Source organism: Bacillus sp. LK2 (assembly GCF_001043575.1).
Lineage (GTDB): Bacteria > Bacillota > Bacilli > Bacillales > Bacillaceae_G > Bacillus_A > Bacillus_A paramycoides.
This window is the reverse complement of the sequence record NZ_LDUK01000016.1, coordinates 55,598-67,241: the sequence shown is the minus strand read 5'-3', so window position 1 is coordinate 67,241 and position 11,644 is coordinate 55,598. Positions and strand designations below refer to the sequence as shown.

Below are 11,644 nucleotides of genomic sequence, written 5' to 3'. Positions count from 1 at the left end.
ATGCAAATGTTCATAAAAAAAAATACAAAAAATATTATATTTTAATATATAATATTAATTGATTTTCTAACATCAAGGAGGATACATATGAAGATGAAGAGGGGTATTACCACTTTATTATCTGTAGCCGTTCTTTCCACATCGCTTGTAGCATGTTCAGGAACAGCTGAGAAAACAGTGGCAAAAGAAGAGAAAGTAAAATTAACAGACCAGCAATTGATGGCTGATTTATGGTATCAAACAGCTGGCGAAACGAAAGCGCTGTACTACCAAGGATACAATATTGGTCAATTGAAGCTTGATGCAGCTCTTGCAAAAGGTACAAACAAAAAACCTGCTATCGTACTTGATTTAGATGAAACTGTTTTAGATAACAGTCCTCATCAAGCAATGAGCGTAAAAACAGGAAAAGGCTACCCTTATAAATGGGACGATTGGATTAATAAGGCTGAAGCTGAAGCCCTTCCAGGCGCGATTGATTTCTTAAAATATACAGAGTCTAAAGGTGTAGATATTTACTACATCTCAAATCGTAAAACGAATCAACTAGATGCAACAATTAAAAATCTCGAGCGCGTAGGTGCTCCTCAAGCAACGAAAGAACACATATTACTACAAGACCCGAAAGAAAAAGGAAAAGAAAAACGCCGTGAACTTGTTTCTCAAACACATGATATTGTCCTATTCTTCGGTGATAACTTATCTGATTTCACTGGTTTTGATGGAAAATCTGTAAAAGATCGCAATCAAACAGTAGAAGAATCAAAAGCACAATTTGGTGAGAAATTCATCATTTTCCCTAATCCAATGTATGGTGATTGGGAAGGCGCTTTATATGACTATGATTTCAAAAAATCAGATGCAGAAAAAGATAAAATTCGTCGTGACAACTTAAAATCATTTGATGCAAAATAAAAGAGGATGGCGAAAGCCATCCTCTTTTATTTTGTTTTCTCTGTTAAAGGCAAGATAAACACTTCCACACGCCTATTCTTTGCCTTTCCTTCTTGTGTATCATTTTTATCAATTGGACGATACTCTCCATAACCAATTGCACTAAAACTATCTGGTGGCAACTCCTTATTTTGAAGCAATACTTGCATAAAGTTCACAGCTCGCTGTGTACTCAATTCCCAGTTTGATGCAAATTTCGCATTGGCAATTGGAACATTATCAGTGTGACCAGATACAGTTATTTCACGAGGAGCTGCTGAAACAAGTAAATCAGACATCTCTTTTGCAATCCCTAACGATTCCAATTTCACATCTGCTTTCCCTGAATCAAATAGTACATTCTCTAATATCGTCACCATTAATCCCTTTTCGGTTAACTTAGTTTGAAAAGAAGAGGATAATTGGTTCTCATTAATATATTGATCAATCTTTTTTTGTAATGCTTTCAACTCATCCATTTCTTTCTTTTCATTAGCTCTAGCCTCTTCTTGTTTTTTTGCTTGTTCTGCCTCAAGGCTACTTGCTGATAATTCTTTTTCCTCATTCGGTTTTTGATCACTTAAAAACTCTTTATTTCCTGTTCCACCTGCTAGTTCACTGCGAAAAGCTACTGCCATCTGTTTAAATTTCGCAGCATCTATACTACTCATTGCAAATAAAACAATAAACAGCGCAAATAACAACGTTAGCATATCAGAATACGGAATTAACCAAGTTTCATCAATATGCTCTTCATGTTTTTTCTTTTTACCTCTTCTATTTTTCTTACTCCGCATTTTTTTCCGCTCCTTTTTCTAGCTTCTTACGCTCAGTCGCAGAAAGCGCACCTAAAATGCGGTTTTTCATAATAAACGGATATGTACCTTCTTGTAACATTAATAAACAATCAATAATTAAACATTTCTTCTCTAAATCAGCGGCAGACTTTTGCTTTAATTTATTTGCAAATGGATGCCATAATACGTAACCCGAAAAAATACCGAAAATTGTTGCAATAAACGCACCTGAAATAGCATGTCCTAACTTTTCAATATCAGTTAAATTTCCAAGCGCAGCTACAAGACCGATAACAGCACCTAAAACCCCCAATGTAGGTGCATATGTACCAGCTTGCGAAAAAATAGCAGCCCCTTTTGCATGCCTCTCTTCAATTGCTTCTAATTCGGCTTCTAAAATTTGTTCTAAATCTTCCGCAGATACGCCATCAATAACAAATTTCATACCACGCAAAAGAAATTCATCTTCAATTTTATCTAATTGTTGCTCTAAAGACAAAATACCATATTTTCTACTCTCAGATGTCCAATGAACAAATAATTCTAGCAACTGTTCATAACTTAAATCTTTTTTATTTGAACCAAAAAGAACTTTAAATAATTTTGGAACTCTTTTTAGTTGATTCATCGGAAACGCAATACATACTGCAGCAAATGTACCGACAAAAATAATTAATGCTGCGGCAGGGTTCATTAAGGCCATTACGTCAGCGCCCTTGACGACCATCCCCACTACTACCGCCACTACTCCTAAAATGATTCCAATAATTGTTGCAAAATCCATTCCCATTCACTCCTAGTCTATACAAGAAGTCCTTTATTCTCGATAATCGTTACATCTTATTATATATATATTGCATAAAAAATGAATTACATGAAAGATAAGAAATGAATTATGTGAAAAAATTCTACAATTTCACACATTTTCTGACATTTTCTTTGCATTTCTATTACGTTACGACTCTTATATTTCTTTTTCAACAAACTAGATTTATAATCAATAATAATACAAATTTTATTAAGAAAGGACTGTGATTACAGGGCATCATGAAAAAAATAGTAATTATTTCTGCCGCTACTATTGTAATCGGTATCACATCTTTCGCTTACTTCGGTTCTAAATCACCACTACAGAATGAGGCGAAAGCTGTCGAAAGTCAAAAACATAATAACCATCAAAAAGAAGAGATTCCTGCTTTTCCAAAAGCTGATCATAATGCAAAGAAACTAGATGATAATTTTTCCGTTGTAACAAATCCAGATTCTGATCTTGTATTGGTCAATAAACATCGTAAATTACCAGATGGGTACATTCCAGAAGATTTAACTAAACCGAACGTACCATTTACTAGTCCAAAAGATAAGGAGAAAACATTACTTCGTAAAGATGCTTCAGACGCGCTCGAAAAAATGTTCCAAGCAGCGAAAAAGGAAGGCTTAGAACTTACAGCAGTTTCAGGTTACCGTTCTTACAAACGCCAACAATCATTACATAACACATATATTAAACGCCAAGGAAAAGCTGAAGCTGATTCAGTAAGTGCAATTCCTGGAACAAGCGAGCATCAAACTGGTCTAGCAATGGATATTAGCTCAAAATCTGCTAAATTCCAATTAGAACCAATCTTCGGAGAGACCGCAGAGGGAAAATGGGTTGCAGAACATGCCCATGAGTTCGGATTTGTCATTCGTTATTTAGAGGATAAAACAAAGACAACAGAGTATGCATATGAACCGTGGCACTTGCGCTACGTTGGTAATCCATACGCCACATACATATATAAGCACCATCTAACATTAGAAGAGGCGATGGAGGACAAAAAATAAGAGAGCGAATCGCTCTCTTATTTTTTTTCATTCTATTATTGTAGCAACTTCTTCTTCCATTCTTCAGGCCATGGTTCGCCTCTTCCAGTTTTTTTCGATGCTTGCACCATTGTTCCACGCCCAACTAAACAAACTTCTCCCTCTGCATTTTTGACCATATAGTGTAAATCTAAAGAAGAATTCCCAACCGTCCCTGCCTTTACATATACTTTCAAATGCTCATCAAAATAAATTTGTTTTATGAAATTGCATTGTAGATCTGCGACGACTATCATCGTTTCTGAAGATTCATGTGTCCATTCTTGCATAAATCCAAGTTCTTTAAACAATGCGATACGTGCTTCTTCAAAATATGTAAAAGCAACGACGTTATTCACATGGCCAAACATATCTACTTCACCAAAACGAACTTTAACAGGATTATAAAATGAAAAACCACTTTCCCACTGCTCAAAGTCTTCAATATAAGAAATTCTCTTCATTGTTCCCTCTCCTTTTCTTTTATTAATACACAGAATAAACAGAAAAATTCAGTTATAAATATTGCCTCTTCAAAATGAAGAGGCAATATTTATTAATAGTTATTGTCGCTACCAAAGAAATCTTTGAACGATTGAATTGTTGTATCACGGTTTAATGCTGCAATTGAAGTTGTTAATGGAATACCTTTCGGACATGATTGCACACAGTTTTGAGAGTTACCACAGTTTGCAAGTCCTCCATCACCCATAATTGCACGTAAACGATCTGCTTTATGCATTTCACCAGTTGGATGCGAGTTGAATAAACGCGCTTGTGAAAGTGGTGCTGGTCCAATAAAGTCAGATTTACTGTTTACGTTCGGGCATGACTCTAAGCAAACACCACATGTCATACATTTTGAAAGCTCATATGCCCATTGGCGCTTTTTCTCTGGCATTCTTGGACCTGGTCCTAGGTCGTACGTACCATCGATTGGAATCCAAGCTTTCACACGTTTTAACGCGTTAAACATGCGACTACGGTCAACTTGTAAATCACGTACAACTGGGAATGTCTTCATCGGCTTTAAGCGAATTGGTTGTTCTAATTGGTCAATAAGAGCTGTACATGATTGACGTGGTTTTCCGTTAATCACCATCGAACATGCTCCACATACTTCCTCTAAACAGTTCATATCCCATGCAACTGGAGTTGTTTGGTTTCCTTTTGAGTCAACAGGATTACGACGAATTTCCATAAGCGCCGAAATAATATTCATATTAGGACGATACGGAATTTCAAACTCTTGTTCAAACTCTTGTGCATCTGGTCCATCTTGTCTCGTAATGATGAGGCGGATTGTTTTCTCAGACATGTTGTTTATCCCCCTTCTCTTCACCCTTAGCAGCTACATCATGTTTTGAAGAATAGTCACGTTTACGTGGTTTAATTAATGAAACATCCACGTCTTCGTAATGGAATGCTGGTGCATTTCCTTCTCCTTCAAATTTTGCCATCGTAGTTTTTAAGAAGTTTGCATCATCACGATTTGGGAATTCTGGTTTATAATGCGCTCCGCGGCTTTCATTACGGTTGTATGCCCCAATTGTAATAACACGCGCTAGCTCAAACATATTTGCAAGTTGGCGTGTAAATGAAGCACCTTGGTTACTCCATCTTGCTGTATCGTTAATGTTTATGCGTTTGTAACGAGCCATTAACTCTTCAATTTTCGCATCTGTTTCTAGTAATTTTTTATTTTCACGAACTACTGTAACGTTATCTGTCATCCATTCTCCAAGCTCTTTATGAAGAACATATGCATTTTCGTTACCATCAAGCGTTAAAATATTGTTAAATTTCTCTGTTTCGATTAATTCATTTTGCTCATATACAGTAGATGACACAGCATCAGATGATTTAGAAAGACCTTTCATATACTCAATTGCATTCGGTCCTGCTACCATACCACCGTAGATTGCTGATAATAGTGAGTTCGCACCTAGACGGTTACCACCGTGCATAGAATAATCACACTCACCTGCTGCAAATAAACCTGGAATACTTGTCATCTGCTTATAATCAACCCATAATCCGCCCATTGAATAGTGAACCGCTGGGAAGATTTTCATTGGTAGTTTACGAGGATCATCACCTGTAAATTTCTCATAGATTTCAATAATTCCACCAAGTTTAATATCTAGTTCTTTTGGATCTTTATGAGAAAGATCTAGATATACCATGTTTTCACCGTTAATACCTAGTTTTTGCTCTACGCAAACATCAAAGATTTCACGCGTTGCAATATCACGAGGTACAAGGTTTCCGTAAGCTGGATATTTTTCTTCTAAGAAGTACCATGGCTTACCATCTTTATATGTCCAAACACGTCCACCTTCACCACGTGCAGATTCACTCATAAGACGTAACTTATCGTCTCCAGGAATTGCTGTTGGATGGATTTGAATGAACTCACCGTTCGCATAATATGCACCTTGCTGATATACAGCAGATGCAGCTGTACCTGTATTAATAATGGAGTTCGTTGATTTTCCGAAGATGATACCAGGGCCCCCTGTTGCCATAATCACGGCATCAGCTTGGAAACTTTTAATCTCCATAGTTTGTAAGTCTTGTGCAACGATTCCTCGGCACACACCTTCGTCATCCACAACAGCTCGTAAGAAATCCCAACCTTCATATTTCGTTACAAGTCCTGCTACTTCATGGCGACGTACTTGCTCATCTAATGCGTATAGTAATTGTTGACCAGTTGTTGCGCCAGCAAATGCTGTACGGTGATGTTGTGTTCCACCAAAACGACGGAAATCAAGAAGTCCTTCTTCCGTACGGTTGAACATAACACCCATGCGGTCCATTAAATGAATAATACCAGGTGCTGCTTCACACATCGCTTTAACTGGTGGTTGGTTCGCTAAGAAATCCCCACCATAAATTGTATCGTCAAAGTGGATCCATGGAGAATCCCCTTCACCTTTCGTATTTACGGCACCGTTAATTCCACCTTGGGCACATACAGAATGTGAACGTTTTACTGGTACTAATGAAAACAGTTCAACATTTACCCCTGCTTCTGCCGCTTTAATCGTTGCCATTAAGCCAGCCAAGCCACCGCCGACTACTATAAGTTTCCCTTTCATGCTCTCCCACTCCTTACTGGTTTGCTAGCTGTGGATCGATGAACGCTAATAATGCACTCACACCTACATAAGATAGACCTAAGAAAATAGCTAATGTTACATAAGTAGAGATTCTTTGTGAACGTGGAGATACTGTAATTCCCCAGCTTATGCAGAATGTCCATAGTCCATTTGCAAAGTGGAAAATGGTTGAAACAACACCAACTAAGTAGAATGCAAACATAGCTGGATTGCTTAAAATATCTGCCATCATATCATAGTTTACCTCTTTACCTAACATTGCTTGAATACGAGTTTCCCAGACGTGCCAAGAAATAAATATCAGCGTAACGATACCTGAAATTCGTTGGAAGACGAACATCCAGTTACGGAAATAACCGTAAGATACCGCATTGTTCTTAGCTGTAAATGCAATATATAAGCCATATATAGCATGGTACAGTATAGGTAAAAAGATGATGAAAATTTCTAGCGCATACCGGAATGGAAGGAGCTCCATAAAGCCTGCAGCTTTGTTAAAAGCCTCTGCTCCTCTTGTTGCAAAGTTGTTTACTACTAAATGTTGCGTCAAAAAGACACCAACCGGGATGACCCCCATTAATGAGTGCCACTTACGAAACGTATACTCGCGGCCTTTCATGTCCCCATTACCCCCCTTGAATGTTTGACTGCTGTTTTCAGATTAGTTTACAACAATAATGTTTTTTCACTATTGGCATAAGAAAAACTGAAAAAATTATTCGAAATATTTCAGCATAATTTGATACCAAGTTCATTTTACTCCTATTTTTGTCGAAGCGTCAAGAAAACGTATACATAATTTGCATATAATTTGCCATTTCTTTTTTTCTTCTTATATATTCAGATTTCCCAAAGAAAAATCTGTTTTTATAAATGAGAAATGTTATATAATAATCCCTATAGAAAGAGGGGAATATTGTGAGCAAAAATACAATCGATATAACATCTTTAGAAGATGTTTCATTGAACGCCTTCGCTTATGAATTACTGCGTGAAGAACTACTACCTGATTTAATTGGTAATGATTTAGATGGAATTTTATACTGGTCCGGTAGAAATCTTGCAAGAAAATATCCGCTAGAAACCATTGAAGAAGTTATTCAGTTTTTCGAAAAAGCCGGTTGGGGCACTTTAAGCATCGTTGAGCATAAACGTCGTGAAATGCAGTTCCAACTTAAAAGTGCACTCATTGCTGAGCGTCAAAAACAAAAAAGACATTCTTCTTATCAATTAGAAGCTGGATTTATCGCCGAGCAAATTCAAAGACAAAGAAACGTCATTGCCGAGTCCTACGAAGAACAGAAAAAACGTTCAGACTCTATTACATTTCTTGTTAAATGGGATATAAAAGATCTCATTGAAGTGTAGCATTTACCTACAGTCAACTAAACTAGACATATACGTTTAGTTGACTTTTTTGTATATTCATTCAGGTGTGTTTATTTCAAATCTTCAGAAATTATACCAAAAAACAGAAGACATTGTAAACTACAACGTCTTCTTATCTGTTAAATAAGTATAAATCGTCTCCGCTACATTTTTCGGCATACCCGCTTCGACAAATTCCGATATGGAAGCTTCTTTCATCTTTTTTAATGAACCAAAATGTTTTAACAATACCTTTTTCCGTTTATCACCGATTCCTGGAATATCATCCAATGCTGATTGAATAACAGATTTCCCGTGTAATTGACGATGGAATATAATTGCAAATCGATGCACTTCATCTTGAATGCGCTGCAATAAATAAAATTCTTGGCTATTCCTCGCAAGCATAACAGGCTCAGGCGGATCGCCAATAATTAAATGTGATGTTTTATGTTTTTCATCTTTGACAAGCCCTGCCATTGGAATATATAATCCAAGCTCGTTTTCAAGAACATCACTTGTAGCCGCGAGATGCCCTTTTCCCCCATCGATAATTATTAAATCTGGCAAGGGTAATTTTTCCTTTAATGCCCTCGTATAACGGCGCCTCACCACTTCCCTCATAGACTCGTAATCATCTGGCCCTTGGACTGTTTTAATTTTATATTTCCGATATTCTTTCTTCGCTGGTTTCCCATCGATAAAAGCAATCATTGCTGAAACAGGATTTGTCCCTTGAATATTCGAGTTATCAAACGCTTCAATACGATATGGCGTTTCAATACCGAGCTGCTTCCCTAAATTGTCAACAGCTTTAATCGTCCGCTCTTCATCGCGTTCAATTAAGTAAAATTTCTCTTCTAGTGCAATTCTCGCGTTTTTATTTGCTAATTCCACAAGATCTTTTTTCTTCCCACGCTTCGGCTGTGTCGCTTCAACTTCTAAAAATCGCTCTACTAATTCTGAATCTATACTTCCTGGAACGACAATTTCCTTCGGCTTAAAATGACTACTGTTTTCATAAAATTGACCGATAAACGTTAAAAATCCCTCTTCTGGTTCATCATAGATTGGAAACATAGAAACATCACGTTCAATTAGCTTTCCTTTTCGAACGAAGAAAACTTGAACACACATCCACCCTTTATCAACTGCATATCCAAACACGTCACGATCCACTAAATCACTCATAATCATCTTTTGTTTTTCCATAATTGCATCAATATGAGCAATTTGATCTCGCAACTCTTTTGCCCGTTCAAATTCTAACTTCTCTGAAGCCTCATACATTTTTGTTTCTAATTCTGAACGAACTTCTTTATGTCCACCATTTAAAAACTTAATAATTTCATCTACAATTTCTTTATTTTGTTCTTCCGTTATTTCTTTTACACAAGGTGCTAAACATTGTCCCATATGATAATAGAGACAAACTTTATCCGGCATATTGGTACATTTACGAAGCGGATACATACGATCTAATAACTTTTTCGTTTCATGAGCTGACTGGGCGTTCGGATAAGGACCAAAGTACTTTCCTTTGTCCTTTTTTACATTTCGCGTAATGAGTAAACGCGGCTGCTTTTCAGCTGTAATTTTAATAAAAGGATATGTTTTATCATCTTTTAATTGAATATTATATTTTGGATCATACTTTTTAATTAAATTTAACTCTAAAATAAGAGCCTCCAAATTTGAGGAGGTTACAATATATTCAAAATCTACAATTTCTCCTACAAGCCTAAGTGTTTTCCCATCATGCGAACCAGTAAAGTACGAGCGCACACGATTTTTGAGTACCTTTGCTTTTCCGACGTATATAACCGTTCCCTGTTTATCCTTCATTAAATAACAACCAGGTTGATCGGGCAAAATTGCTAACTTCTCTTTTAAATGCTCGTGCACTCGTCTCCCTCCATTTCTACATGCTTATCATTTTTATTTTCATACGAAAACATACTATGCTAAAACACCCAACATACGTTCTTTTATTGTAACGGAAAGCGACAGAAAAAGAAAATATTATAAAATAAAAAAAGCTGCCTCATGGCAGCTTTTTTTATTAGAAGTGTTTAGAAACTAATTCTACTAACGCTTCTTTCGGTTTGTAACCTAACGCTTGATCAACCACTTTACCATCTTTTAACACGAAAAGAGCTGGAATGCTCATTACTTCGAATTGACGAGCAGTTTCTTGGTTTTCATCAACGTCAACTTTTACTACCTTTACTTTCTCGCCTAACTCTGCATCGATTTCCTCTAATACAGGAGCGATCATTTTACAAGGTCCGCACCAAGGCGCCCAGAAATCTAATAATACAACACCTTCGCTAGTTTCAGCTGCGAAGCTTTGGTCATTTGCATTTACAATTGCCATTTTATTTCCTCCTTCAAGTATATTCTACCAAGAGTATATCATTAACTTATATACGTGGCGAATATTATGTATCGTTATGTATTGTAACAAAAAAATGTTCCTTTATACTATATAAAAATACGGATTAAATACTAAAAAGATGAGAGACAGGGGATCTCTCACCTTTTTCTATATATAGGGGTACTTCACTTGGAACTCAAGGGTACTCAAATCATGAATGTACTTTTAACTTTTTAAACTCTTCTGTTAAAAGAGGTACTACTTCAAATAGATCACCGACAATACCGTAGTCAGCTACTTTGAAGATACTAGCTTCTGGATCTTTATTAATCGCAACAATTATTTTTGAGTTAGACATACCAGCTAAATGCTGAATCGCACCAGAAATACCGCATGCAATGTATAGGTCTGGCGTAACAACTTTACCAGTTTGACCAATTTGTAATGAGTAATCACAATACTCAGCGTCACAAGCACCACGAGATGCTCCAACAGCGCCGCCTAGTACGTCAGCTAACTCTTTTAATGGTTTAAATCCTTCTTCGCTCTTCACACCACGTCCACCAGCGATAATAACTTTTGCTTCAGAAAGGTCTACACCTTCTGCTGTTTTACGGACAACATCTTGAATAATTGTACGTAAATCTTTCACATCTACTGTAATAGAAGACACGTTACCGCTGCGAGACTCATCTTTTTCAAGAGTTGCAATGTTATTTGGACGCACTGTCGCAAATAAGATACCCTCTGTTACAATCTTCTTCTCAAACGCTTTACCAGAGTAAATCGGACGAGTGAAGATAACATTTCCACCTTCAACCTCTAAAGCAGTTACGTCAGAAACTAGACCAGCTTCAAGCTTCGCCGCTAATTTTGGTGATAAATCTTTACCAAGTGCTGTATGTCCAAATACAATTCCTTCTGGTTTTTCTTCAGCATATACAGCTAAAAACGCTTGTGCATAGCCATCAGATGTATATGATTTTAATTTATCATTTTCAACTGTCACAACGCGATCTGCACCGTAATGAATCAATTCATTTGCAAAAGAGGTAACGCTGTCTCCAACTAGAAGACCTACCACTTCACCGCCTTCTGCAATTGTTTTTGCTGCTGCTACCGCTTCAAACGAAACGTTACGTAGCGATCCGTCACGAACTTCACCCATTACTAATACTTTACGAGCCATAGATTTTCCC

12 protein-coding genes are annotated in these 11,644 nt (G+C 36.9%); 3 read left to right on the top strand and 9 right to left on the bottom strand.

Translation table 11 applies throughout. The annotated features are described in order from the left end of the window. Positions 1–87 precede the first annotated feature (87 nt). Entirely contained in the window at positions 88–915 is an 828-nt protein-coding gene (locus VK90_RS11810; protein WP_025147519.1) for a 5'-nucleotidase, lipoprotein e(P4) family, read from the top strand. 26 nt (positions 916–941) lie between these two features. Here the strand turns inward: VK90_RS11810 and motB are convergent, their stop codons facing one another. After that, complete coding sequence (gene motB / locus VK90_RS11805) at positions 942–1,730, bottom strand: flagellar motor protein MotB (RefSeq protein WP_048372954.1); 789 nt, start codon at positions 1,728–1,730, stop codon at positions 942–944. Beyond that, positions 1,720–2,514, bottom strand: coding sequence for a flagellar motor stator protein MotA (gene motA / locus VK90_RS11800; RefSeq protein ID WP_048372952.1), 795 nt, complete (start codon positions 2,512–2,514; stop codon positions 1,720–1,722). Before motA ends, motB begins: the two co-directional genes overlap by 11 nt. A 263-nt stretch (positions 2,515–2,777) precedes the next feature. On the opposite strand from motA, the gene VK90_RS11795 reads away from it, so the two are divergent. Next, positions 2,778–3,557 carry a M15 family metallopeptidase gene (locus VK90_RS11795; RefSeq protein ID WP_002173659.1) on the top strand — a complete coding sequence of 260 codons (780 nt, stop codon included), beginning with the start codon at positions 2,778–2,780 and terminating at the stop codon, positions 3,555–3,557. A 35-nt stretch (positions 3,558–3,592) separates the two neighbouring features. Here the strand turns inward: VK90_RS11795 and VK90_RS11790 are convergent, their stop codons facing one another. The 4 genes from VK90_RS11790 to sdhC form a co-directional block, all read right to left on the bottom strand. Continuing rightward, a complete protein-coding gene (locus VK90_RS11790; RefSeq protein WP_048372949.1) occupies positions 3,593–4,039 on the bottom strand; it encodes an acyl-CoA thioesterase in 447 nt (148 codons plus the stop codon). A gap of 92 nt (positions 4,040–4,131) precedes the next feature. Further along, a complete protein-coding gene (gene sdhB / locus VK90_RS11785) occupies positions 4,132–4,893 on the bottom strand; it encodes a succinate dehydrogenase iron-sulfur subunit (protein ID WP_025147524.1) in 762 nt (253 codons plus the stop codon). After that, the gene (sdhA, locus tag VK90_RS11780) at positions 4,886–6,679 is read right to left on the bottom strand and encodes a succinate dehydrogenase flavoprotein subunit (RefSeq protein ID WP_000676747.1); all 1,794 of its coding nucleotides are present in this window, start codon (positions 6,677–6,679) and stop codon (positions 4,886–4,888) included. The genes sdhB and sdhA overlap by 8 nt, the downstream gene beginning before the upstream one ends. 13 nt (positions 6,680–6,692) lie before the next feature. Next, complete coding sequence (gene sdhC, locus VK90_RS11775; RefSeq protein WP_000678360.1) at positions 6,693–7,319, bottom strand: succinate dehydrogenase cytochrome B558; 627 nt, start codon at positions 7,317–7,319, stop codon at positions 6,693–6,695. A gap of 299 nt (positions 7,320–7,618) precedes the next feature. On the opposite strand from sdhC, the gene VK90_RS11770 reads away from it, so the two are divergent. Further along, positions 7,619–8,068: a YslB family protein gene (locus tag VK90_RS11770; protein ID WP_002173663.1), complete on the top strand. Its 450-nt coding sequence runs from the start codon at positions 7,619–7,621 to the stop codon at positions 8,066–8,068. Between the two features lie 120 nt (positions 8,069–8,188). Here the strand turns inward: VK90_RS11770 and uvrC are convergent, their stop codons facing one another. From uvrC to etfA, 3 genes are all read right to left on the bottom strand, one after another. Beyond that, a complete protein-coding gene (gene uvrC / locus VK90_RS11765) occupies positions 8,189–9,973 on the bottom strand; it encodes an excinuclease ABC subunit C (RefSeq protein ID WP_048372947.1) in 1,785 nt (594 codons plus the stop codon). Between the two features lie 157 nt (positions 9,974–10,130). Further along, on the bottom strand, positions 10,131–10,445 hold the full coding sequence (gene trxA, locus VK90_RS11760) for a thioredoxin (RefSeq protein WP_001018943.1): 315 nt from the start codon (positions 10,443–10,445) through the stop codon (positions 10,131–10,133). Positions 10,446–10,656: 211 nt separating this feature from the next. Then, positions 10,657–11,634 carry an electron transfer flavoprotein subunit alpha gene (gene etfA, locus VK90_RS11755; protein ID WP_048372945.1) on the bottom strand — a complete coding sequence of 326 codons (978 nt, stop codon included), beginning with the start codon at positions 11,632–11,634 and terminating at the stop codon, positions 10,657–10,659. Positions 11,635–11,644: the final 10 nt, after the last annotated feature.